This window comes from Simiaoa sunii, from assembly GCF_014337175.1.
GTDB classification, from domain to species: domain Bacteria; phylum Bacillota; class Clostridia; order Lachnospirales; family Lachnospiraceae; genus Acetatifactor; species Acetatifactor intestinalis.
On sequence record NZ_CP060633.1, the window covers coordinates 2,482,081 to 2,507,520 of the forward strand.

General features: G+C 35.2%; 26 protein-coding genes. 3 read left to right on the forward strand and 23 right to left on the reverse strand.

What is annotated here, in order from left to right; translation table 11 throughout:
- Window positions 1-79: 79 nt before the first annotated feature.
- The 8 genes from H9Q77_RS11330 to H9Q77_RS11365 form a co-directional block, all read right to left on the reverse strand.
- Complete coding sequence (locus H9Q77_RS11330; protein ID WP_249325593.1) at window positions 80-1,042, reverse strand: hypothetical protein; 963 nt, start codon at window positions 1,040-1,042, stop codon at window positions 80-82.
- Between the two features lie 222 nt (window positions 1,043-1,264).
- A complete protein-coding gene (locus H9Q77_RS11335; protein WP_249325595.1) occupies window positions 1,265-1,963 on the reverse strand; it encodes a hypothetical protein in 699 nt (232 codons plus the stop codon).
- Between the two features lie 213 nt (window positions 1,964-2,176).
- Window positions 2,177-2,686 carry a hypothetical protein gene (locus H9Q77_RS11340; protein ID WP_249325596.1) on the reverse strand — a complete coding sequence of 170 codons (510 nt, stop codon included), beginning with the start codon at window positions 2,684-2,686 and terminating at the stop codon, window positions 2,177-2,179.
- A gap of 689 nt (window positions 2,687-3,375) precedes the next feature.
- Window positions 3,376-3,567 carry a hypothetical protein gene (locus tag H9Q77_RS11345; RefSeq protein ID WP_249325598.1) on the reverse strand — a complete coding sequence of 64 codons (192 nt, stop codon included), beginning with the start codon at window positions 3,565-3,567 and terminating at the stop codon, window positions 3,376-3,378.
- Between the two features lie 167 nt (window positions 3,568-3,734).
- Window positions 3,735-5,255: an IS1182 family transposase gene (locus H9Q77_RS11350; RefSeq protein WP_249325600.1), complete on the reverse strand. Its 1,521-nt coding sequence runs from the start codon at window positions 5,253-5,255 to the stop codon at window positions 3,735-3,737.
- A gap of 176 nt (window positions 5,256-5,431) precedes the next feature.
- The gene (locus H9Q77_RS11355) at window positions 5,432-6,040 is read right to left on the reverse strand and encodes a hypothetical protein (protein ID WP_249325602.1); all 609 of its coding nucleotides are present in this window, start codon (window positions 6,038-6,040) and stop codon (window positions 5,432-5,434) included.
- A gap of 53 nt (window positions 6,041-6,093) precedes the next feature.
- Window positions 6,094-7,059 (reverse strand): hypothetical protein, encoded by a 966-nt coding sequence (locus H9Q77_RS11360; protein WP_249325604.1) that lies wholly within the window; start codon window positions 7,057-7,059, stop codon window positions 6,094-6,096.
- A gap of 76 nt (window positions 7,060-7,135) precedes the next feature.
- A complete protein-coding gene (locus H9Q77_RS11365) occupies window positions 7,136-7,567 on the reverse strand; it encodes a hypothetical protein (RefSeq protein WP_249325606.1) in 432 nt (143 codons plus the stop codon).
- 151 nt (window positions 7,568-7,718) lie between these two features.
- On the opposite strand from H9Q77_RS11365, the gene H9Q77_RS11370 reads away from it, so the two are divergent.
- Window positions 7,719-8,015: a helix-turn-helix domain-containing protein gene (locus tag H9Q77_RS11370; protein WP_249325607.1), complete on the forward strand. Its 297-nt coding sequence runs from the start codon at window positions 7,719-7,721 to the stop codon at window positions 8,013-8,015.
- A gap of 20 nt (window positions 8,016-8,035) precedes the next feature.
- Here H9Q77_RS11370 and H9Q77_RS11375 read toward each other — a convergent pair whose 3' ends face one another.
- The 11 genes from H9Q77_RS11375 to H9Q77_RS11420 form a co-directional block, all read right to left on the reverse strand.
- Complete coding sequence (locus tag H9Q77_RS11375) at window positions 8,036-8,275, reverse strand: hypothetical protein (RefSeq protein ID WP_249325609.1); 240 nt, start codon at window positions 8,273-8,275, stop codon at window positions 8,036-8,038.
- Between the two features lie 212 nt (window positions 8,276-8,487).
- On the reverse strand, window positions 8,488-8,913 hold the full coding sequence (locus tag H9Q77_RS11380) for a helix-turn-helix domain-containing protein (protein WP_249325611.1): 426 nt from the start codon (window positions 8,911-8,913) through the stop codon (window positions 8,488-8,490).
- A 236-nt stretch (window positions 8,914-9,149) separates the two neighbouring features.
- Window positions 9,150-9,944: a recombinase family protein gene (locus H9Q77_RS11385; RefSeq protein WP_117465518.1), complete on the reverse strand. Its 795-nt coding sequence runs from the start codon at window positions 9,942-9,944 to the stop codon at window positions 9,150-9,152.
- Window positions 9,945-10,236: 292 nt separating this feature from the next.
- On the reverse strand, window positions 10,237-11,472 hold the full coding sequence (locus H9Q77_RS11390; protein ID WP_249325613.1) for a hypothetical protein: 1,236 nt from the start codon (window positions 11,470-11,472) through the stop codon (window positions 10,237-10,239).
- A gap of 15 nt (window positions 11,473-11,487) precedes the next feature.
- The gene (locus H9Q77_RS11395) at window positions 11,488-12,783 is read right to left on the reverse strand and encodes a hypothetical protein (protein WP_249325615.1); all 1,296 of its coding nucleotides are present in this window, start codon (window positions 12,781-12,783) and stop codon (window positions 11,488-11,490) included.
- 626 nt (window positions 12,784-13,409) lie between these two features.
- Window positions 13,410-14,630, reverse strand: coding sequence for a site-specific integrase (locus H9Q77_RS11400; protein ID WP_249325617.1), 1,221 nt, complete (start codon window positions 14,628-14,630; stop codon window positions 13,410-13,412).
- Window positions 14,631-14,971: 341 nt separating this feature from the next.
- The gene (locus tag H9Q77_RS11405) at window positions 14,972-16,072 is read right to left on the reverse strand and encodes a nuclease-related domain-containing protein (RefSeq protein WP_249325619.1); all 1,101 of its coding nucleotides are present in this window, start codon (window positions 16,070-16,072) and stop codon (window positions 14,972-14,974) included.
- A 65-nt stretch (window positions 16,073-16,137) separates the two neighbouring features.
- Complete coding sequence (locus H9Q77_RS16645) at window positions 16,138-16,263, reverse strand: hypothetical protein (RefSeq protein ID WP_278320472.1); 126 nt, start codon at window positions 16,261-16,263, stop codon at window positions 16,138-16,140.
- A 156-nt stretch (window positions 16,264-16,419) separates the two neighbouring features.
- A complete protein-coding gene (locus tag H9Q77_RS11410; RefSeq protein WP_249325620.1) occupies window positions 16,420-17,418 on the reverse strand; it encodes a type II toxin-antitoxin system antitoxin SocA domain-containing protein in 999 nt (332 codons plus the stop codon).
- 42 nt (window positions 17,419-17,460) lie between these two features.
- A complete protein-coding gene (locus tag H9Q77_RS11415) occupies window positions 17,461-17,847 on the reverse strand; it encodes a hypothetical protein (RefSeq protein WP_249325622.1) in 387 nt (128 codons plus the stop codon).
- A gap of 161 nt (window positions 17,848-18,008) precedes the next feature.
- Entirely contained in the window at window positions 18,009-18,215 is a 207-nt protein-coding gene (locus tag H9Q77_RS11420; RefSeq protein WP_249325623.1) for an excisionase, read from the reverse strand.
- Between the two features lie 371 nt (window positions 18,216-18,586).
- Between H9Q77_RS11420 and H9Q77_RS11425 the strand changes: the two genes are divergently transcribed.
- Window positions 18,587-19,096 (forward strand): helix-turn-helix domain-containing protein, encoded by a 510-nt coding sequence (locus tag H9Q77_RS11425; RefSeq protein WP_006855777.1) that lies wholly within the window; start codon window positions 18,587-18,589, stop codon window positions 19,094-19,096.
- Window positions 19,066-19,737 carry an IS630 family transposase gene (locus H9Q77_RS11430; RefSeq protein ID WP_134523031.1) on the forward strand — a complete coding sequence of 224 codons (672 nt, stop codon included), beginning with the start codon at window positions 19,066-19,068 and terminating at the stop codon, window positions 19,735-19,737. The genes H9Q77_RS11425 and H9Q77_RS11430 overlap by 31 nt, the downstream gene beginning before the upstream one ends.
- Before the next feature lie 15 nt (window positions 19,738-19,752).
- Here H9Q77_RS11430 and H9Q77_RS11435 read toward each other — a convergent pair whose 3' ends face one another.
- The 4 genes from H9Q77_RS11435 to H9Q77_RS11450 all read right to left on the reverse strand — a co-directional run bounded on the left by H9Q77_RS11435 (window position 19,753) and on the right by H9Q77_RS11450 (window position 25,360).
- Window positions 19,753-20,295 (reverse strand): ATP-binding protein, encoded by a 543-nt coding sequence (locus H9Q77_RS11435; protein WP_249325624.1) that lies wholly within the window; start codon window positions 20,293-20,295, stop codon window positions 19,753-19,755.
- Window positions 20,296-20,796 carry a replication initiator protein A gene (locus tag H9Q77_RS11440; RefSeq protein WP_249325625.1) on the reverse strand — a complete coding sequence of 167 codons (501 nt, stop codon included), beginning with the start codon at window positions 20,794-20,796 and terminating at the stop codon, window positions 20,296-20,298.
- Window positions 20,783-21,400 carry a hypothetical protein gene (locus H9Q77_RS11445; RefSeq protein ID WP_249325626.1) on the reverse strand — a complete coding sequence of 206 codons (618 nt, stop codon included), beginning with the start codon at window positions 21,398-21,400 and terminating at the stop codon, window positions 20,783-20,785. Before H9Q77_RS11445 ends, H9Q77_RS11440 begins: the two co-directional genes overlap by 14 nt.
- A gap of 933 nt (window positions 21,401-22,333) precedes the next feature.
- Window positions 22,334-25,360, reverse strand: a complete 3,027-nt coding sequence (locus tag H9Q77_RS11450; RefSeq protein WP_249325627.1) for a hypothetical protein — start codon at window positions 25,358-25,360, stop codon at window positions 22,334-22,336.
- Between the last annotated feature and the right edge of the window lie 80 nt (window positions 25,361-25,440).

Genomic DNA, 25,440 nt, shown 5'->3' on the forward strand with positions numbered 1-25,440 from the left:
TTTTACTGAATCATGTTGCACCTCATTTTTTGCAGTCCAACACACAGGGCATCGGACTGCCATTTGCTTTTTACTAAGATTACAGTAGTTTTGTCATTATTTCCTGCTGTGTCAAATCGGGGACTCTTTCACATACAATTTGTGTCATTTCATCCCTTTCTTTCTTCATTTTTGCAAGTTCAGATTTTAACTCTTCAATTTCAGCACTTTCTTGCGTACGAGGAATGGTTTCTTCATACGCAACATTATTTATTGTTTTGCACTCGCTGACTTTATCGCCTTGCAGTTCGGTTCTTAGTGCATAAAACCGGCGATTTTGATTGTTAATTTTTCTTGTCTTCTGGTAACCGCCAGAATTTTTGTCGGTTATCCACAAACCACGAAGTGCGAATTCTGTACGCACTTCGTGTAAAGAGTACCCCATTCCTGTGACAATCTCCTCTACTTCGCTTTTGGTCAATAATATATAGCCACTGCCAATCCTTGCAACATCACGCTGAATAATAGCGTCTCCCTGCTCAATCAAAGCTTCATACACTTCCTGTAAAGAACTTTTGATTGTCAGTTCCATTATTGGAATCTCTGCATAATTCTCTACAATACGTTTCCACAGCACCCTCATCGGAATAGGCATATCCGGGCGCTCGTATGCACGCATTATGTCATAAAATCCACTGCGCATACTGTCTGTAATCTGTGGCTTGTAAACCTTTTTCTCGCCCCTATATGAACGCTCGTAAGAAATGCCTTCCACTTCTCCCAATCCATCCTCTTCATACCCGCTAACTTTGCAGACATTTTTGCACAGCAGTTGTGTCTGCATCATTCCTGTGGGATATTGGATTATCAACTGTAACCACCCACAGCCTCTGCCGATGTCACAAATGTAGCGCACGTAAAATGCGCCACCATACTTCCCATCCATAAGCTTTAACGCATTATTCAATACCCCTGTTTGCACTCCTAACACGTTAACAGCCTCGTCCGTTGTTCCTGTCATTTCACTATCTGACAGGCTTTTGTTCTTTTCTTCTTCATCCATCTATTTTCCTCCGCATAGCTGTCACTTGCGCACCGTGACAACTACCTAAACTTAATCTCGCTTTGTACAAAGCTAGCTACTATGCAAGTTTTCGCCCTTGCACAAAGTATTTCGGTTGCACTTTGTATAGCTTTCTGAATTTGCGGAATTGTCACCTTTTTTACGGAATGTTTATGACAGAAAAAGAGTGTGCCGATTGACACACTCCCATGTTATACATCCTTATTGCTCTTTCATTTCTTTCATCTGTTTAAGTAAACCATATAATAATCTATATATTTCATTAAACTTGCTTTTATCAGTTTTCCATAGTCCTTCTAATTCACTTTTGTTTATTTCTTTTATAAATTTAGTCCATTCTTCCCCTTTTGCTCGGTACAGTTTTGATAATTCATCCTCAAATAGATATTCTGACAATTTTCTATATAGAGAACAAGTCTCCACGCTCATTTCCATGTTATCAATTTTTCTGAAAATAAGATTTTGAAACTGCTCCTTTTGTTTCCTTGCTTTATTTATATATTTTTTATCAACCCCTGCTTTTCTCAACGCAGTATATTTTTTACATATCCAAAAATACTGTTTCCATTGCTTGGTTGACACTCCAGTTATTTCAAGTCGCATACTGCCATTAATCAGTTCATTAACTTTTACAAATCTATAACATCTGTCCTGCTTAATTTTATCAATTTTCTTTCCGTTTCTAAGAGCTTCGTAATATTTTTCTCTGACCGACAAGAAATCATATAACTTGTCGTAGTAATCTGTTTTATTTGCATTATTTTTTCTAATCAAGCTTAAATATATAAAATCAATGATATTGAAATTTATTCGGCAGCTAACACTATTAGTGTCGTCCTTTATTGTAATCGGATACATAGTATTCAGCTTTGGTTCGTTTCTGCTCAAATTTACCGACACGTTTTATACCTCCCGACTGTGATATACCTTTTCTTCATTATACATACCCTGTTGCTGAAAATCATCTATTATTCGGTCTAAAATAAACATTTTCAATCCCATTAATACATCTGACAGCAATGCTTTTTATAATAAATGCAGATAATGCCAAAATAAGAGTTTGTCATACTGCTCCGACAAACCCTTATCCGTTATTACTTTTCATATAATTTCTTAAGCCATGTCTGCCTTATTCTGCAATGCACTCTCTTTCACTTTCTCAAAAACTTCAACACCCTCACATACTGTAATCCGGTTTTTATCCAATTTAACACCTGCAACTGGTATGCCGAGTTCAATCATCATTTTCAGTTTGCTTTCATCATATTCCACTCTTGCGTGTCGGGCATTGACTGTTTCATAAACCTTTTTACCATTTTCAACTGATACAGATACCACAACTAATGCAATATTCATATCACAGTCAGAATTTTCATTCAGCCATGACAGATTGTTCACTCCACTTTTTAACTGTAAATTTGTCATGTTAAAGCCGTCAACATCTAACATCAATGTTTCCTTTTCATCCACGTTGCCTAATACAAAGCCATAAACTCTCTCGCCTCGTTTCAGCTTATCAATAATCTGTTTTTCGCTCATACCGATAAAACCTTTGCTCTTACTGTCAAAGCATTCATAACCCACCAGACGCTGACCTAAATAGTTCCCATTTGTTAAATACATACACATATTGAATACCTCTGCTTTCCGTGCCACAGCACTAACTTTTATTTATCTTACAAATAAATACTAACGCGACCGCACCAATAAGGCTATTGACGGAATGCAAGGGATTTTATTTTTTAATTTATCGCTTGGTTGTGGAGTTTGTAGAGCAATATTCAAATGATATATACGTTGTCATATTTTCTTATTGTAAAATCATAATCAAAATAAGTCGTTCTCTTTCTTTTGGTATTTATAATATGAATACACAATTTTTGTTTTCATGTTGTTCATGATAGTGATTTCATATTTATATAATTTTGCAAATCATCCGCCCACATTAATTTTTTTAAATTACTAAATCCACATTTCTGACCTTTTCAATATTTTTCTTTCAAAGCACCATTTCCCTACAAAAATTACGCTTTCTGAAACCTAAAATTAAAATATTGATACACCTAATCAGATTTTTCAACAATAATTTCTTTACCCACTTTTATCAAAATTTCCACATTTTTATTTCATTCAATTTATTTACAGTCAGCCTTAGTTGTGTCAAAATCTTAAACCATATTTTCAAAAATAATTGAAATGAATGCTCTCCGAAAACTTCTTACTAGTCCTAGAAAATGTAGCTATTTTATGTGGTGATAGGCAAATGAAAAGCACTACCACAATGGTAATGCCTTTCCTCTGATAATATTGACTTATCTGTTTAATGCTCTGCGCAAACGCTTTTTGTACGCTTGCTCAACTTCATCATAGAAGTCAACATCTGCTCGCCAGTCTCCATCCATAGGCAACTCTGCCATTAGGACTGTCCGTGGGTGTCCGTCCGGATAAATCATATCCATACCTATGATGTTGTTCTGCCTGCCACTTTTAAAAGTTATTCCCATAATTGCTTGCCCTCCATTTTCAAATTACAAATACATATTCTTTTGAAAATAGGGTTTAAAAATTGGATATTTTCAAATTTAATGTTAGTTTGCTTTTGTAATTTTAACGAAAAATTTTTTGTTTGGTTGTTTTAAATGGGAAATGCACTTCCCATTGGGGAAGTGCATCAGACTGTAGACAAAGTTGCTCTGGAATTTACATCCCAGAGCAATTTTTCTTTTATGAAACAAATTTTGTATAAAATTAAATTTCTGAGAGTTTTTCTTTCCTTCAACAGTCCCCTTTTTTCCTTAATCTTTGCTAGCTTTTTCAAATTCATACACGCATATGTAAGCCCGACCTTCATTTCCATCCGGGCTTTTCCGTACATCTGTGTATATCGAAAACCATGATTCTCCTTTGCTGTTCCAAAGATTCTCTCTATGGTTTCTTTTCTCTGTGCATATAAATCCTTCATTCCCAACATCTGACGGATATCTTCGCAGATTTCCATGTATGGTTCCCATATATGGCGGGTTACTGTTTTTACATGATCTCTGCTTTCTGTACACTGTGAAAGATACGGGCATTCTGCGCAGGCCGCACCGCAGCTTTTATATTCTCGATATCCGTCCTTGTTGGTTGTGCGATATGTCAGTGTCTTATTGTTTGGACAGATATAACAATCATAATACTCATCATATACATACTCATACTTCTTAAAAAATCCATCTTTGGTCATTGGCCTTTTGTAAGGTAAAAGAGGTTTTATGCCATCATCTATCAAAAGTTTTGCAATTGCCGGAGTTTTATATCCTGCATCTGCAACCAGTGTTTCTATACCGATATTCTTGATTTTATCATACAGCCCCTTAAAAGTTCTGCTGTCATGCTGATTTCCAGGATTAATTGTATAACCAAGAATCCAGCCATTTTTATCACAGGCAGTTTCTATTGCGTAGGCAAATACATTCTTGTGTTCCCCTTTGCGGAACCATCCACTTTCAGGATCCGTAGTGCTACACTTTATTGTTTTAGTATCTTTTGGAATGTCATCTGTGAATTCTTTTGGATCACCTCCGGCTGATGGTGTACTGTCGTTATCATCATCGTCCTTGTCACTCTTTTCTTTCAGAGGTTTCTTTCCATGAGCTTCCCTGTCTTCGTTGATTTCCTTTTGTAAGAGTTCCTCATAGAACAGGGCTTCTTCGTGGGCAATTCGTTTCTGCATCTTCTTGTTATTTGCTCTTGCCTTTACATGAGTGGCATCTACAAAAACCTCTGTAGGGTCAACCAGCTTAAATTTGTAACACTCCATCAGGATATGGGAAAAAATCTGTTCAAAAAGATCGGTATTCTTAAAGCGTCGTGTATAGTTTTTCCCGAATGTAGAAAAATGTGGCACTTTATCCATCATATCTAAACCAAGAAACCATCGGTAAGCAACATTTACCTCGATTTCTTTGCAGGTCTGCCGCATACTTTTGATTCCATAAAGATACTGGATAAAAGGAATCTTAATCAGCATTACGGGATCCATACTGGGACGACCATTATCCTGTGAATATTTTTCGACTACAAGGTCATAGATAAAGTTCCAGTCGATTGCTTTATCTATAATTCGTAGAAGGTGATCCTGTGGAACCATGTCATCCATGCAAAGAAACTGTACCTGTTCTCTTTTTTTATCTGCATTCTGAGTCATCATAAATAGAAGTACCTACCTTGATTTGATACTTCTATTATACCAGAAAGGTGCCGAAAAATCCGCATAAACACTGGACATTCTGGTACTTAGCAAAGAAAAATCCCGCACAGTAGTGCGAGACTTTGTCTACAGTCTGATGCACTTCCCATTGGGGAAGTGCATTTCTTATCATTTTACTATTGACCGTTTGTATGAGCTGGTTTTCCTTCTATTGCTAGAGTCAAGTTTTCTTCAAATTCTGGGAATGTGTCACCTGGATAGGTTTTGTCTGTACCATAAAATGGTGTTGCTCCATCATCATCTAAACTAGTTCCATAAAAGTATGAATTTGGACCTGCAACTATTTTTTCGCCTGTGCGTTGGTTAATTGCATAGGAACGTTGGTCTCCAGCTGCTGAACCATAGTAATAGATGAACCATGCACCACAAAGGCTATCTATACCGTAGTCTTTTTTTACTGCAGCCATTTGTGTATCTATATCGCCTTCATAATATTTATATATCTCTTCTTCCATGTATTCATAATCTGCCTGAGATGCTTCATCAACTGTTAACCCTTCAGAGTTGGTGGCTTCTGATGTACCACCCTCTGTTGTTTCTGTATCTCCCTTGACTTCATCACTTTTACTTTCTGTAACTTCATTTTCTGTCTCTATCTCTGCTTGCTGTGTTTCTGTATTTTGCACAACTGCAATAGTTTCTGTATCAGTTGTGTTACTTCCACACGCAGAAGCAAATAAACAAATACTCAATATGCTGACTGCTATTAATTGTTTTCTCTTCATACTGTTTCCCTTGCATAAACACATTGTGTTGCTTGCCTTTCCCTATCTTATACTTACTCCGTTATTGTATCTTCATTAGGATGTATTACATCATACAAGAAAACACCCGGCTCTACATCTCCATAATCAGCATCCACAGTGTTCTTCATTTTCATACGCACAGTGTTTGCAAATAACTCATTATTATTTTCTCTCCCTATCCATGCAAATGTCACTGGGTTGTCTTGACTAATAATCGGAGTATCATAATTAACCATCCCATAACTTCCATCTTGCCTATATCCGAATGTACCAGTAACTTCTAATGTTATAGAATCATGTATTTCCATATCATATTCAGCAAGCTGTTCCTCTGTAATATATGACAAATCCATATATGCCTCTGACAACTCAACTTTTTTCTGTATTGTTGTTCCTATTACCGAGTTTAATTCATTGCACACATCTGTATCTATCGCATCACTTTGTGAAGTTACATCCGTAATCAACAATTCAATTTCCGAACTAAAGCAATCATTTTCTTCATCAATTTCCCCTTGATTAATTACACGATACAACCCTGACACGACAAGAGTACATTGCATATTTTTATTTTCATCTGTCGCAATGTAAACACGTGCATCATCATATGATGCAACAAACTCATTGTTTGTAAATATAACATTAGATTTTTTTGAACTTGTATCATAATCTACCCTAAGATTTCCCAATCTGAATGGCTCTCCATAATATGCATCTCCTTCTAAAGTCAGCATATCTCCAACTCTCCATTGCCCCCTAAGCACATCCTGTGTTACTGTTATTTCAGACGAAGTAGTATTCTTAAACTCTTCAATCTGTTGTTCCAGTTCTGACAGTTCTATTTCTGTTTCCGTTTCTTGTTCCTCTACTGTTTCTGTCTCCGTTGTCTGCTCTGTTGCAATTACTTCCTGTTGCTCTGCTGTATTTTCTGTTCCACAAGCTACTATGGAAACAGAAATTGCTAAACATAGCATTGTCAAAAGCACTTTTCTTTTCATACCTTGCTCCTTATCTTGATTTCTTTATAAACAGATAAATCATAAATGCTGTTTCCAGTTCTTTCCATTGCTATTCTCATAATTGTGTAAGTAGTGACAATACTGGAACTACTGTTGTTCCCAACAATTTAACCGCCCCATTCTCATTAATCTTGTTGCACACCTCGTTGAACTTATCAAAGAACGCTGTCACTTTTCCCTTAACTGTTGTATCCGCATATAAGCTATCTATGTATGCAAGTCCCTCTTTTGTTACTCCTGCAATCTCAAAGCCGACCGCCTCTGACATTTCAATATCCTCTTCACTCTCAATGTCACTTGAAATCAAGCCTAATTGTGTCAGTTTCATTATTGATGTTAAATATTCCTCTCTGTCAATCGCACCATCAATTAGAAGCTCGTCCACCACATCATCCAAACAAGCCCAACGCTCCACACGACCAATGTTGTCTGACATAGCCTTTGTTAACAATAAAATCTCTAACTGCTCCGCTGTTATATTCTCCATGTGCTTAATCTCCTTCTCCTTGTATGAATAAACCACTCTACTTGTATCATTATATTGCTTATAGTGTTTTATTTCAACTCTTTTAGTGCTTTTCTTTAACTCCTAATGTGTTGGTTATGGCTATACACTTAATGCGTAGGAGGTCAACACTATGATTAAAGGTCTATCAACCAAATTGAAAGAATTAAGAATGTCACAAAATCTATCACAAGCTGATGTTGCTAAAAAACTGGGTATTTCTCCCTCCATCGTTAGCGGTTATGAAACTTCCGAGAGAACGCCTAGTACTGAAAATCTGCTTGCTCTCTCCTACCTTTATAAATGTAGTACCGATTACCTTTTAGGAAAATCAAATGATAAACCACCTGTTGTGCTTGATGTTGACGGCTTAACACCCGAGCAGATACAAGCGTTACAAACACTTATTAAAACAATGAAGCATGAGTAAACTCAATTACCCATGCTCTTTTATATTTTATCCATATTGTTCTGTTCATCTCGTATCTGTTGCAATTCATCAAGTGCCATTGCTCGAATATCATTTACACAGTATGCAATACATTCCATACAGTCAACTGCCTGTTGCTCTATGTTCTCCTGTTGCATCCCAATGCTAAGACTTTTTATCATATTGTTTAGCTGTCCCAATCGCAATGCCACACTTTCAAGAGCATCCATACACATCCTGCGTTCCAATTTTTCTTCCATAAGCAATCCTCCAATTCTTCTTAATGTTTGGGAATTGTAACGCTGTGGTCTGCTTTCGTCAATCATCCTTTCAAATGTATTTGCATATTTATTTTGTCAATTTCAAAATCGGGGTGTATTCATCTGACCCCATTATATATTGTAAATATAGCAGGGGAACATCGCCCACATTATTTTTCAAACTGACTGGCAAATTTAAAAATGACAGAGTGTCAAGCCACTCTGCCATCCTGTAAAAATTCCTGCAATCTGTTTTCTTCAAAGTTTTTAATTCTGCTATATACTGTCTGCCGACTTACCCCAAAGATATTTGCAACTTTTGTAACCGGCACACCAATTAAAAGCAGCAGATATATTCTTTCCTCGTCTACGCTCTTTCTGTATTCCTCGTTACATTGATACAGTTGCTCTGCTGTTTCGGGTATTTTTCCTTTCCCCTCTTTGCAGTACTTCATAAACTTTCTGTCATTGTAATAGTTCTCCATAATCCAGTCTGCTACTGCACTTTTGCTAACTTGGTTGTTATTTTCATCCACAAAACCTTCGATTTTATTCTTATGCTGATACAGTAATTTAATTGATATTTCATCACAAAACATCTCATCATATTCGACCAATACCTTTTCCAATGTTTCCATACTTTCTACACGTCCTTTCCTACTTATATTTTTTATAAAACTTTTAACTACAATGTAATACCAACCATGCCATTCAGAATGCTGTCTTACCTATGCCAACTGCCTTTCTGACATTTTTGTCGTTGATGTAACTATTTCGTAACAGTTATTCCCCTATTTTTTCATTTTCCTATAATTTACCGAATAATATGCACATTCGTTCAAAATGATAGTGTTGCAATGCACCACTCTTTTTCCTATGAAAGTATCGGCTCATACTCTCCTACGCTCTCTATCCCTCCATAGTTGTAGCACCCCTTGTAAAAATTTTCTTTATCAAGAATACGTTTTACAAGCATAACATTAAAGTCCGCTCCCTTCCTGCCCTTGTACCCTTCTGCTTTCATAAACTCCGATATATTTTTTAATGTCATATCGGGCATAAGCTGTTTTAACTGGAACACCCTTTGTACCGCTTTTGCCTCTGTTGCATTTACATACAATTTTTTGCCACCACGCAGACACTCATAACCAAATGGAGCGCCACCGCCTGCATAACCACCGTCCTTTGCTTTCTGCAATCGTCCACGTTTTAATTTCAATGCTATCTCCAACCGCTCATACACGTCCAACAGTTCAAACATACCATTTACAAAAATCTCATTGGGATTTTGCGTGTAGATAGAATAATTCGGTCTGTCGATTGCTCTGATATCCACATTGTTCTTTTTAAGTTCCCTATGTAACAAAACTTTCACCAAGTCTGACCGCCACAGACGATTTGTTGACAGTACAACAATATATTGAATTTTATTTTCTTTCAGTGAAGCAAGCATATCAAGCAGACCGTCACGCTCAATACTCATTTCGTCCTCATTAGCTTTCGCTCCGCTGATACCCTCGTCCTTAAAAATCTCTATCAAGTTGTAACTTTTGGAACTGCAATATTTTTCAATTTCCGCACGTTGCTCCGCTAAGGAATATCCCTGTTTGACCTGCCCTTCTGTTGACACCCTTATGTAGCCATATACATTTACAATGTTGTTTTCCATGTAACCGAACCTCCGTTATAAATATTTTTTTTATAACAGCAATTTCAATTTCGGTTAAAAATTAGGAAATTAATTTGGAATTGCTAACTTTCCATTGGCTCTATCGCTTTTATTGCGATTTATTCTTGAAATCAACAACGATACCTTTGCTGGAATAGTCATTACAAAAATCTTTTGTAACTTATAAATTCCATATCATTTTATTCTAAAAGAAATAGCCTGCCCATTTGACAAATGTTCAAATCTATACATTACTTTTCCTTCGCATTTCATTATCCATAATAGCAATTACCTAAATACTTTCATTATCATTTAAAAGAACGAATACCTCTTTGGGCATATTAGTTATATGACATATAAAATGCAAAAACGTTTTTGTACTCTTCAGTAAATCATCTGTGTTGTTAAATATTTCACTGAGTTCTTTTATGTCGTATTGTTGATTTTCTAAATCATATTGAGAAAGCGCAAAATCCAAAAAACGCAAAATATCGAAATAGCTTAACGGTTGCTCAATAATACGGAATATCATATTTACAAAAGCCTCTGTATACTCTGGTTGACTCAATTTTATTTCTGGTAAATCAATAAGCTTATTTTCACCACCGCAATATTTATACAAAGTTTTTCTTGCGATATTATTTGTTACTTTTAAAATATCATCAATTTTTGATTTAGAATTACTCCCATAAATCAAGCCTAGAATAATAATATCAATCTTATCTTCATTAGTAAAATATTGAACTTGTCTACATATCTGTAACATCGGGAGCATCAACATACTACTTAACTGATATACCGCCCATCTAATAGCTCTTTTCTCTTTTAATACTAATGGTAATTCAGCTAATGATGCTAAATCGCGCAATGCTGTAATTGTTTTTTTACATTTTGTAAAATTGTCTTCTATAGCCCAATAATGTGTATTTATAAATTTAAATATTCTTTTATAAATCAGATTATTCGGTGCAGAAATATTCTTAAAAGTATTTATATTTTCATTTTGAATTTGCGGATTCCATGAGCCTCTCCAATCATTACTCTTTATTCCATATCTTTTTTCCATGTCTTCTATAATACTTAAATCTACAATTTGAATATTCTTTGCATTTGCAAAAAGCTTCGTACTTAGTTTAGTACCTTTTTTCACAAACAAGATGTCATCCACTTCTATCATTTCTTTTATTCCAGTTAGCCACGCTACCCTATTTATCTCTTGAGCTGCACCGGATTTACAATCAGACCAAATAGTCTTTTCAGAAAAATCGGAATGTATATAAATTCCATAAACGTCTAAATCTGTTACCGTATCGTAAGGCTCATCTGAACTGGTCTGAATTATTATATTTGTTTTTGGAAAATATCCCATAAAGAAAAATAATCTTTTTATTTGATATTCCAACAATTCACCTTTATTCACATTTTTGACCATACTATTTTCTGAAATATCAATATCTTTTAAGTTCTTATTATCAAACATTTTAATCTGATTATCATTCTCTACAGTATTTTTTTTCTTTCTTGCCATCACTTTATCTCCGTTCTAATAATTTTCATCCCTTAATATCCGCTGAATATATTCATCTGCTTCTTTTGATGACTCTGGCACATCTCCCATTCGCACCCTCTGTTCCTCTGCGGAATAATAATTAGAGGACTTTGCAATTTGGTTATAATCATCAATACTCAAATCATTTTCCTCAATAATACCATTAATAAATTTCAGTGCTTCTCTTGCAACATCTTCTTTAACAAGTTCTAAATAATAACCTGTTGCATTATAGTATCCATTATATCCCCATTTCTGCTTACTCTTATACACAACTTTAGCTATTCCTTTTTTCTCTAACATTATATAATCAGTACTATTAGCATCATGTGGTCCAACTTCACCATTTCTTATCCATGCACTCAAAAATTTTTGTGCACTATATATCGTAGAATGCTGAGTGTAATTTTCACCAAACCTAATAGATGCAAGCAATAATCTCACATCATCAAATATATCTTCTGAAGCTGGCAACCAATTAGTGCTCTGGGTAAACTCAAACTCCTTATTCACATTTCTATTCGTTACTATTTTAATAGGATTTATCATTCCTATTTTTTTCGCCAAATCAAAAAGCTTCTTATCTGCAATTGTCAAATTTTCGTATGGAATACCTTGACAATTTTGTATTTCTCCAATCGTAATTCCCAAACTGTCTTTTTGAATCTTGCCTAATTCACCAACAGCAAGCGCAATACGTTGATTATTACTTCCCCAAATATATTCATTACTAATAATTGGATCATTCTTTTTAGCAACCTTCCTTATTAGCTTAAATTGGTCTGCAATATCTAATGAGATATTAATATCATTCTCCTTAAATCCTTTTTGTACCATTATTTCAGTAATCTCATTTTGCGTGTAGGGTACTTTTTTTGTTTCTTCTAACGTATTTACAGTTATAATTTCTTTATCTGTAGGGTTTAAGTCTTCAAAAACCTTTCCAGTTATTTCCAATGTGCTTTGTGTATCAAAAACATATTCCTCAATACCAGTTGCATTCCCCAGACTATCTCTATGTATTTCAATCTTTTTATCAGAACTTTCTTCTAACTGGGGCAATATAATCTTATGCAATTCAATTGGTTTGATTCCAACCTGACTAGCCATTTTTTCTATTTTTTTTATATTATCTAACTGCTTATTCCCTCTTATTGTTCCTAAAAAAAGCCCTGTTTTTCCAGCTACATTTAAACGATCAAAAATATCACCATTGTCACTATAGTCTACAAATTCTTTTAAATGTTTGCGAGCAGCAATAGACCAAAATCCATTTGTTTTTCTATCCATCATTTGTCTCCCATCTTATATAATTTATTATATGAATTATACTTTACCTTCGTAGTCAGTACAAGAAATTTCACAATAAACTTCTGCATCATATATTTGATATAGCATCCCATACATATTAACATAAAATTGACCAACCACTCATTTTAATACTCAGACTCTAAAAACACTAACAGTAGTTCTACTTAATTACAAAATCAAAATAAGTAAATCATAGGTAAAAACTTAATTACAAAATGTTCAAAAGCCGTATTTTACTACATTCTAACCATTTTATTATAGACTGCCGTGGCAGATGAATAAGATTTTTAGCATATTTTCTATATCCTCCTAAAAGCCCTCAAAGCCTTATAAATACTGGCTTTGCGAGGTGGTGCATTTGGCAGACTAACATTTGCTTTTTTGATAAAAATTGATGCTTTTTCCCATATTTTTATGGGCAAATGTGTTATTTTTGTGTTACAAAAAGCAAAGTTGAAAACAGCTGCGTCATGCTTGCATGTAAGCAGATGTTATTCAATTTTGCGACTGTCAGAAATGAGGAAGTAGTCCGTCAGGACGGATTCCGAATTCTGGCAGCAAATTGCGTAGCAATTTGTTTGTAACGTTACTACAAATAATCTAGCCTACATTACACCTTTCATTTTCATTACATTTCTGGCCTCTTTTAATCTAACAAGTTCCTCTCTGGCATCATCTAATCCAAGATGAGTATACACATTCATAGTCACCGCAATATCAGAATGTCCCATGATGTACTGAAGCGTCTTGGGATTCATTCCTTGACGTGCCATATTCGAGCAAAAGGTGTGTCTACATATATGTGGAGTAATCGGTGGAAGCTGCAAAGCATGCTGGCGATTATACTTGTCCCTTGCATGCTGAATGTACTTCTCCCAATGAAGTGCAACCATAGGCTTTCCTTCCTTATCAAAGAAAAGAAATCCACCATAGCCATCAATGATAGACTCACGCTTTGGCTTATTACGATTGGCTACAATTCTCTGGCACAATTCCTTGACTTCCTCTGTCATAGGAATCTTTCGAGTGCCGCTGGTTGTCTTAGTAGACTCAATGTAATACTTCATATTCCGAGAGCGCTGAAGCTGGTGATCCACATTGATTACTTCCTCTTCAAAATCCAAGTCTTTAACTGTAAGCCCACAGAATTCACTGATACGAAGTCCTGTGCTAAACAGAAATAAGAATGCATCGTAGTATCTTGAATAATGCTTATCATTCTGAACAAACTCTAAGAATCGCTTCTGATCCTGCGGTGATAGTGCCTCACGCTTATTGCTATCATTGATAAGGACTGAACTCATCTCAAAATCAAACGGATTCTTGAGAATCATATCATCATCCACAGCCATCTGAAATGCCGGTCTGATTACACCTCTAATATTATGAATCGAGCTGTAACCTAGACCACTTCTCTGAAGCGATATTAAATACATCTTCGCATCTGAAAGTTTCACCTGGTCCACATGACGAAAGGCAAACTCTGTTTTGTTCAGCGTATTAATAACCGTCTTATAATTTGCCAACGTAGATTGCTTTACACCTGTTTTAAGAGAAATGTAACGCTCTACCAACTCAATTACAGTCAAGTCACTACCTGAAATACCTTGCATAAATAGTGACTGCACCTGCTTTTCCTTTTCTCTAAGCGGAACCTCCTTGTGTTTATGCGCTGGCACTGGATCTGCCTCAGTAAGTCTCCAACTATATATAATTTTCCTTTTGCCAAGGGCATCATTATAGATATATCTATAACGCCCATTTGGTTCTTGCCATTCTCCCATTTGAAGAATTCGACCTTTATTATCTCTCCTCTTTGGTGCCATAATCATTACCTCCGAGGGGATGTGATATGGTGTTAGTATACCACGAAACTGCCCTCGGAACATCTCCTTTCTTCAACTTCTAATAAGTACTTGGAGGCTAAAAATCGTGATTACAGAAATTTATAAAAATTTCTATTAACTTTTATCCTTCACAATACATTTGGGTTGAAAAAATTCGTATTACTAAATTAAAAGGGATTTTTTGAAAATAAACATAACAAAAGACACCACTTAGGTGTTCTATGTGGTGTCTTTTCTAATAAACGGTATACCGCTGGTTCTCTATTATTCTTTGTGCCCTGTTCCGCAAGACATTTTCTATATCCATCACTAGCAGCAAGCTATTCTTTTACATATATTCTTCCTACTATCCTTCTATATGCCTTACATTCATCCTCTGCTTTTTGAATTCTTCTTTCAAATTCTCCTATTTCATTTCTCAAATCCTGCATATCTTTGTTCATAGAATCAATTTGATTATCTCTTTTAGAAACCTTCTCACTTTCGACATTTAGTAACTTCTTTAATGCCACTACTTCTCTTTCTAACGCATAATATTTATCCAATATTGTATCAACATGTCTTTCTTCCATCGTCCACCCCATTCTTTCCTCAATGTGAATTTCTTTAATATCATCAAATCCTGTTCCAGCATCTTTTCTTGGTTTAATAAATACATTACAGCCTGTTATAGGAAAATTACTACATCCTAATGCTATATTCTTTGTATTATTCTTATTTCCAAGTTCTATCTTTACCCAAGGCTTATATCTAAAAACCAAGTTGCCATCACAATTAGGGCATTTCACAATATCAGTTCGTTTAAATCTATAATGCTTGTCTCGAGTTCGAGTTTTCTCTTCTATTTCTGATACTTCATCAATATTCTCTTTATGCTCTTCCTCTCTCCCAATAGACGAAGATTCAATTATTTCAAGTTCCTTACAGAGTTCATCATACAAATCTGTCTCTTTACTATTCGCCAATAATAAGCAAAGAGCATCAAACAAATTATCGTGCCCCAACACATAGTCATTTGGAAACTGAGTCCTGTATCTACATTTTTCATATTCTAGCAGACACTCAACTGTAATTACATTCTCTCGCGAAATATTAAAGAGCGAACAAAATATCTGCTTGTGATAATGATTCTGGACAATTGGATTATCTGTTGTCTTACCATTCATCAAATTCCATGGTATTTCGCTGTATTCCGTAGATACGTAATTAGCATTTTTCGTTTCTCCAATTAATATTTTATCTCCACATATGATAATATGATCCAATTCTGCTGTCCTAGATCCATATACTGAATCAAAGTCCAAAATAACATGATTGAAGCATCTTATTGTTTTACCTAAATAATTGGCCACTTTTCCTACTTCACGAATAACAAACGCTTCACCTTCTTGTCCTTTTATCATATTTTTTTCTTCTTCCATATTAACCTCCACCATAAGCTATTAAAAATGGGCATTTTATAGACATGCCCAGGTCTTTGTCATTATCAATGACATTTAGCTTTATGGTTTGCTAATGTGGTTCCGGCTTTGCTTTTTGAGCTTTTGCTAGAAGATTTACTAGCAAGTGTCTTTCCAGCTTTACCGACTTTTCCGCCATGATGTACAGCCATTTTGTGTACCTCCTTTGCATAATCTCCTTGCAAAAAATGATACCCCTTGTTATGATTATTTTGCGAATAAAAGTCAAGGGTTCACTTTGACAAGGGAATAGCTAGAGCAAAAAGCTCTGGCTTTTTCTATGTTTAGAGATTTCTCTCTTACATACCTTACAAATAACTTTGAATGTAATTATTTAATTTTTCTTCTGAATCAATTCCATATGAATTAGCTACATTACTAAAATATTTCTTTATCTCTTCTTTACTGATTATTTCTCTAGATGGTTGTAATGGTTCGTAATCGCTTCGTGCATCCTTCCAAGGGTCCTCATTATGAGTAATATTCTCAAGAACTTTTCCACTATATTTTCCAAATGTATTAATCACTAAATCAATTACCATCTTTTCCTGATCATCTAATTCTTCAAATCGCTCCTTTAATATTGCAAACCTATTATCTTCAATTGGATTAAATTTGAAATCCTTAAATAAATCATATACTTCTTCATATACAGGCCCATGCACCCATGCCATACAATCTTCTTTATATAGCGGCTTATCAAACATTACCATATATATACCCTGAATAAAGTATAAAATTTTCTGTAGCGCCAATGGTGTAACTTCCTGCATCTGTTCAAAAATGTACGAAATTGTTAATAACATTTTGTCTGACATACAGAACATTCCCGCAATCTCTTCAGCTGCTTTAATTGCCTTTTTATAAGCCGTTTCTCCAATCTTTTCAGCATTATCATTTAATAACTTAATCATATGATTTGGTGTAGATAAAACCCTTTTAATTACATCAGAATATTCTTTTGAAGGAATTTGACCTGAAAGATATCGTGTAATTGTGATTTTTCCAAATCCTAACGCAGTTGACAACGGTGCCTTTCCAATATTATAAATTGCCATTATTCTATTGATATCTTCTACGCTAACTAATCCCTCTGCACGTCTATACTGTTCGTCAATTGCTTTCATGTTTAAATCCAAGAGACCAGGAATATCCATTTCCTCTCCACATTCATCACATACAGCAACCATAATTTCGAAATCATAAGTTTTATCTTTTATTTCTTTTTTCACAATCTTTTTTCGCAGTGTGTATGTTCTGTCATCCCTGCATTGCGTACAAAAATCGTACAGTCTCTCCTTTGCCATTTTGTTTTCCTCCTAATTTTGCATTTCGTTTTGTTTTCTTTCCTATTTGAATTGATACTTAAGCGGATATTTCTGCTTGTGAAATGAAATCACTATAACATATCTTGATTCCAATTTATTAAATTTAATATATAGCGATACCTGTTCCTCTCCTGATCCAAATCTACATAATAAATTTACTTCCTTTCCAAATGCATACAGTAGCTCATGTTCAAATCCTTTATGATCATTGGGACGAATTTCTGAAAAATCCATTGGAGTAAGACTCAGTAAAATCTGTTTTCTTTGTTCTTCAGTAATTACATAGTCCATAAACAGGTCTTGATTATCCTGTCTCTTATCATTCATCTCAACTCTATATCTTCCAGCATTAATTGCAGTTTTTACTTCTTCTAAGTACTTCTCAATGTCATCATAAGTTGCTGTCAAATTTTATCCTCCAATCTATATGATAGTATTTTCAATTTAATCTATCATTACAATACACCAATGATAGATTTTTGTCAATATCCTATCATTGGCGTGTTGTATTATTGTATTCTCTGTCAAAAGCTGAGTCATTGGACTACTAATCCAATGACTCCTAATTCTTAAATCACGCTCTGTCTATCAATAAATTCTTCAAATCTCTTTCTCTTAATCTGCATACGATTACCATTCCAGAGTATAAAATCTGCTGTAGGATTCTCCGTTATAATCTTACGAAGCTTACACTCTCCAATTCTGAAATAACCTGCAGCCTCTTCAATTGATAATGTATATTTGTTCCAATATGGAATCTCATAAATATTACTCATATTTCTGTTCTCCCTTCTTTAATCTTCTCTATTGTTAAGTTCTCTAAGTAATTTAATTTTGCTATCTGCTGATGCCTTTCGCTTACTAACGCCCTTCATCTGAACAGGAGCACACATCTCAAACACTCTGTCATAGATACGCTTTTTATCAATGGATGTTTCATTCCTCATGGTATCAATATGAAGATTGGTAGTAATAATCAAAGGCTTACCAGTACGGTATCTTCTGTCAATGACATTAAATACATTCTCTACCGCATACTCAGTGCTGCGCTCTGCTCCTAGTGTACTGACATATTGATATTTAGTTAAATATTTCTGGCTGTTATTGCCGTTTTATGGTACAATAAAAGAAACGGCGGTGATATCCTATGGCAAGACCAAAAAAGTACAAAATCAAACTTACGGATGATGAATTAAAAGAATTTAAATCTGTCATCCGAAAAAATAAAACATCCAAAACAATCCGATGCAGATGCCAGATTATTATTGACCTGGATGAGTCCCACGGAAAAGTATTGACTCATGAGCAGTCTGCAAAATCAAATGGTGTATGTCTGGCAACAGTAACCAATACTGTGAAAAAATATTTTGAGGGTGGTATTGATGCAGTAACTGAGTTTAAGCGTAATGTTAATTCTGATAATGCAAGGCGTGTGCTCGATGGACGTGCTGAAGCCCGTATCATTGAACTTGCCTGTGGTCCGGTGCCGGAAGGACATTCAAGGTGGACCATCCGGCTGCTGGAAGAGAAATCAAAAATTGTTCTTGATACTCCGGTCAGCCGTGAGGCAATCCGAAGAGCCTTAAAAAAAACAAACTTCGACCTCACAAAAACGACTACTGGTGCATCCCCAAAAAAGATGATGCCGAATTTATAGCATGTATGGAAGATGTCCTTGATGTATATGAACTCCCATACAATCCTGAAAGACCAGTTGTATGCATGGACGAAAAGCCTTACCAGTTACTGGGCGATGCAAGGAAACCACTGCCCATGCGTCCGGGTGACAATCAGAAAACAGATTCGGAATATGTCAGGAATGGTACCTGCAGCATATTTGCTTTTGTCGAACCGCTTGGAGGCACTCATCATGTCAGCGTGCGAGAACAACGTACTGCCTTTGACTGGGCAGAAGAGATAAAATATCTCGTTGATGTCATGTATCCTGATGCAGAAAAAGTAATTCTTGTTATGGATAACCTTAACACCCATAAAACGGCGTCCTTGTATAAAAGGTATCCAGCAGATGAGGCAAGACGAATTATCAAGCGTTTGGAAATTCACTATACACCCAAACATGGAAGCTGGCTTGACATTGCAGAAATAGAACTGAATGTAATGACCAGACAGTGTTTGTCACGAAGGATTGAAAACATTGCAAAACTTCGTGGAGAGCTAGCTGCGTGGGAAGTCGAGCGTAATACAGTCGCAGCAAAAGTTAATTGGCAGTTCCGAACTGCCGATGCAAGAGTGAAGTTGAGTTCATTGTATCCTAGGTTTACAACAGCTTCCGAATAGGAAGTTGTTGTAATGCTAAAAATCAATGTGCCAATACACTAGATCATCAATAATAAGTAAGCTACAACGCATCAAACACTCGATGTATTCATTCTTATCCTCGCTTGCAAACAAGTCGTTTATGATAGTTGCAAAATTGGTCATCTTCACCGTATATTCCTGCTCAATAAGTGCATTAGCAATACAAGCTGCCATATAGGTCTTTCCTGTACCAACATCGCCCCAAAGAAGTAAGCCAGCTGACTTATGTATCATTTCTGGAAATGAATCTACATATTTCCTGGCAAGCTTCATAAGAGATACTGTTCCATCGTCATGATCAAAATTCCAGTCATACATTGTCTTATCCTTAAAACAAATCATACGATTACGACTAACAATCTCTGCATACTCTCGCGCCTTGCGTTCACGCTCTTCCTTCTCATACTTTGTTCGCGGACATAAGCACCTTACAGGAAACCTGTCCATTCCAAGCACTGGGCCACCAGGAATCATCTTCTCAAGTGGCTCCCCACAGACTTCGCAATATAATATTTCTTTTCCATATCTATCACTCATCTATAAACTGTCTCCTTCCCGATATTCATAATTAGGTATTTCTCTCTTGTTATTATTACTGTAACTAGGAGTCGGTTTTCCGCCTGAAGTAAGGACAGTTTTTGAACCCTTATACGGTTTATTTTCTATCACATTACAGGCAGAAAACTGCCCTACAATACTTGCTCCCGGAACCTTTACAAAAATCATATTGGCTCTGCTTTTCGAAGAACGTTTCTTCTCAATAAGCCCAACTCTAGTAAGTTCCCTTAGGTTGTCCTTAATCGTGGAATTACACTTTCCAAGTTCCTTTGCCAAATCCTCAATAGTGTAAATCACATATGCCCTTCCAAGACCATCTACAAAACCATTACCTGCAGATAGCTGAGCACGATTAAGAAGCTTGGCATATATCACCTTAGCGGTACTGGAAATATTCATCTCACAAACCGTATTAGGAATCACAGAGTAGTTGGTAAGCCTAGTTCCATTTATCAAATATTGATAATTATTTTCCGTCACTTTCTACTCTCCTTTCCCTGTTTATAGCCTTATTCCAAAGTGCTACTATAAATCCCTTAAACAGCCTTGCAGGACTTGCTTTCATTGCTTCTTGCTCTTCTCTAGCCTGTGACAACTCAGCCGATAATGCCTCTACTTCAAGCTTTACATTTACCAATTCATGTTTTAAGTCTGCTATCTTCGTCTGCGCTCTTATCAAATCCTTATAATGCTTGTTACAATGATTTAAATTAGTTGAGTTCTCTACAGATAATTCTTTGATTCTCTCTTTCAAAGTCTTAGCCTCAGCCTTATACTTATCTTCAATCTCCTGCATCAGTGCCTCCCCGTAGACAACTACCTTTAGGGCATCAGCAAGTTCGTAAATAAAATATTTTGAAATATCATTACTAATATATTTACGATCTTTATCATCACTCCAAATCAGTTCACTATCGGAATACCAAAAATCAGTAGCATTTCTTCTAGCCGAAGTTTCTGGCACTCCTGTTTCAATTAGCGCCTTCTTGATTTCATCCAAACGCATAGGTCCATTTGTCAGTAGCAATTCATAGATATCCATATACTTGGCTATATGCTTGAATTCATCATCATAAGTAAACATGTCGTTTCCTCCTTCCTGAAGGTATTTTTCATTCACTCCTTTATTAAGTACTTGGAGCCTCGAAATCGTGATTACAGAAATTTATAAAAATTTCTATTAACTTTTGTCCTTCACCATACATTTGGGTTGAAAAATTCCGTATTACTAAACCAGCATTATTTTTTCTTTACTTTAGTTTTTAATAAGACCTTGATGGATTGATTTAAAAACAGTACTGAAAATGCTAAAAATACTTCACCACCAACTCCGGCGGTATTGTCACAAGGTATCTGTGGCTGCGGAAAAAGCAGTTTGAAACAAATTCCATCGTTATGAAAAAATCATTACTTTTTCAAGTGTCTTGAAATGTAGAAAGCCTTATAAATACAGGCATCCGCCAAATTCCGACACAATTCCACCGAGACACAAACACCTTGAGATACAGTAAATAAAAGAGATAACAGGATACGCCTAAAGTTGCATACATTTAGGCCAGATGACCAGACTCCTATGTCGTCTGCGTAGCATAATTTCATTTCATCTGAAATGCCTCTGCCAAAACTGGCGAAGTAATAACTGCTGTCTCTGATACAGTTTTTTAACAAGCAAAAAAAGATCACATCTGGTCCATTGGACCAAAAGTGATCTCTGTAAATCTTGCTATATGAACTTCTGGTCCATTGGACCAAAAGTTGTTTTGGGTAACTTCTGGTCAAGTTGACCAAAGGTTGTTTCATACCATTATCATGTGTTGACTGCATGAACCTGCAGTTGTGCTTGAAGACATAAAAGGAAGATTCTGTTCTTGTATGTTGCTTACAATTTGTAACCTTCCGCAGCGGAGTAGCGTAGCACACTGCATCCTACAATAAACATATATTATTTCAATTCAACTTCTCTTTAACAAAATCTCCGTTTTTTTTAATAATCAATTTATACTTGAGAACAGTATTTCTACTTTACTATTTCCTCAACCATCTCCTGATAACTTAAAATAGGGAATGCAATTTCCTTATATCTAGATACAAAAACTTTATTTACACACATGTATGGTTTTATCTTATATTCTGCAGTCGGAAGCTTTAAATCCTTTATAACCTCTTTATAATTTTCATTCAAGAAGTTAATTCTACGCTGAAACTTCTCATCACACTTATCCTCTTTAAAAAAACGTTTCTGCTGCCTGTACATTTCATAAAAAGTTTCAACTTTTTCGATAAACTTACATTCGATAATCCATATTTCTTTTGTCTTCAAATCAACTGCAAACAAATCATAATCGCCTAAATACTGAGGATATTTCTTTTTATCAAGATTCATCAATTCAAAATTAGGTCTTACATTAAAGCCGTTATCCTTAAATACTTTCTCAAGATCAAAAACAATCTTTTTTTCATAAACTCTCTTCCAAGCTATCAAAATGTTTTTCGTAGCAGGCATCCCTATTTCATATGGCATATGAAATTCAAACAAACTGTTTTGCCAATAATCTCTTAAATAATGTATAACCGCTGGTGAATATATTACCATATCATCATATTCATAAACTGGCTTTACTTCATATCTATCACAACGCTTCTCTTTTTCGCCAATAGGCAAATAAAAATCCTCAACATTATTCTTTGATTTAAGCTTAGTTGCATTGATACAAAGTAACTGTAATGCCTTTTCTGCCACTGACTTTGAAACATTTTGGACTGAGCAATAATCATCAATTATATCTTCCTTCCAAAAACAGAATGCGTTTCCTCTGTAGAAAAGTTCACTACCAATTTTACCGCCAGTTTCAAGATAATACATCAAAGTGAAAAATGTCTCCAACGGTACACCTGAATCTATCTCAAAAGCCTGTTTTGCTTTTTCAAAATATTGTTCATCGGCAGAATAATCTCTTTCAAAATGACCTGGATTATCATACATTCTTTGGGCTAATTCTTCACCAAAATGATGACCTGCTTCTCTTTGTGATTCTACATCAATAATGTACTCGCCTGATACTTCAACATATACCTCATCTTCGGTAAAGTAGCACATATCAGCATTGTCTCCAAGTACTACCAACCAATTTGCATATGCCAATAAGTACTGATATTTTTCAGTAGATAAAATCTCTTGTCCTCTTCCTGCGTTATATAACGCTGTTTCAAGCAAGTACGAAACAGTTCTTAGGTTGTGTTTTGCTTCCTCTCTTTGTTTTATTATTTTTTTTGATACTTCAGCACGAACCTCATCCTTCATATCTTCGAAACTATTATATCTCTGCCTATGAATCATTATTTCGTGTAAAAGGGTTGCATAATCTGCAAGGCTCATCTCAAACAATTTTAGATAATTATATTTTTTTACTCCATTCTCAAAGTCTTCAATAAGTTCTTTTTGAATCGACCTTACAACAGCAGTAGCATCCTTACCGTAATAACTACCAGAACTAATCCCAGCCATATAACATACTTCTGCAATATGCTTTCTTACGGCAATGTATGCATCATTTTCAACTCTGAATATTGATTCTTGCTCCTGCTTCCATGTATATTCAATACTAAAACTCATTGCAGAAACTTCTTTTTTCTCAGTTCTAACTCCCTCCAGGTGCTTTTCCAATTGTAAATAAAAATATGGAAAATAATTTCTTAATGGTTGCATTAACTCCATAAAGAATTCAACCTCTACAGTTCTATCCTTTACCTTCGCAATATCATTAAATAACGTTTCAATGATTGGAACAAATCGAATGCAAATTTTTCTGTTGGATATTATAGAATCGCTTTTTACATATTTTCGTTCTTGCGCCAATAACATCCCTGAAGGGTCTGATTTCCTTGCATATGTCTCAGGCATCATCATTACCTGAACTGAGCATCCTTCTAATTCTGAGCTTGATTCAATAATACCCTTTATTGATATCATCATTCGTTGAATCATATCCTCAATCATAAATATTGCATCTTTATATTTTAAGTATTCATTCATATCTGGATAGAATTTAGCATTATGAGGGAAAAAGAAATAGCAATTGTTTTGGAACAAACGATACAATCCACCAAAACCAGCTTTTCCTTTTTGAACATATTCATAGAAGTCATTCTCTTTAGGTGTAATATTCCAAGAAAATGGATTATCCAAAATATAATCGCCCGATCCTAACGGAAAATCCTTTAACTTCTTGCGATAATAGTCAACTACATACTCATTTTCGGTATCAAATCCAACATCTATCATGCTGTATTTAATTGCACCTTTTTCAAAGGCATGGTCAGCATCTTTCCACATAAGGAAAGTAGATGAGTCTCCACCATGTCCCAATATTTGTGCATCATTTTCTTTAGTTAAAAAATCAAAATAATCATGTAGTTCATCTGCATCCTTCATAAACAGAAGGTAATATACAATATCAAATGCGGTGCAATACTGATATTCTTCATTTCTTGTATGCCTCATTATGTGCGTTTCAGATGGATTAGCCCAAGAATCATATATCATAAACTTGATATCGGATTCTCTAGTTACAGTAATTCCCCTGCATTTTCCGTCCTTATTTCTGCTGTATAATTCAAGCAAAAATAAAGAATCAGTATTCTTTGCTTGAATGATTTCATCTATGACTTTCTGTAGTTCATTCTTCGGATAATCACTCTTATTTACAGCAAAGATTATTCCTTTGGAAGATACTAACGCAAATGGAAACTGATATTTTGGTTTTGGATTTTCTCTATTATTTGAGAATCCCACTGGACATAGAAAATTTATTGTTTCATCCATTTCCAATTTTGATAAATTGAATACAACACCAGTTAGCATTCTATTTACTAACTGTGCTTTATCCTTTTCAGCAACTGATTTATACCATACATCATATAAATCTACTAACAAAGACATGTTCGCTAAAGGAACTATTTCATTCTCTGTTTCGATAAAATGCTTTTTCTCTATATAGTCTGACTTCAAAATCGAAGCAACATTCTTTATCATTTCTGAATCCATATTTTTAAATAGCTCTGTAACCTTGCAAAATAGTTGTTCGGTCGGAAGAACCAATCTAGTGTATTGGCACATTGATTTTT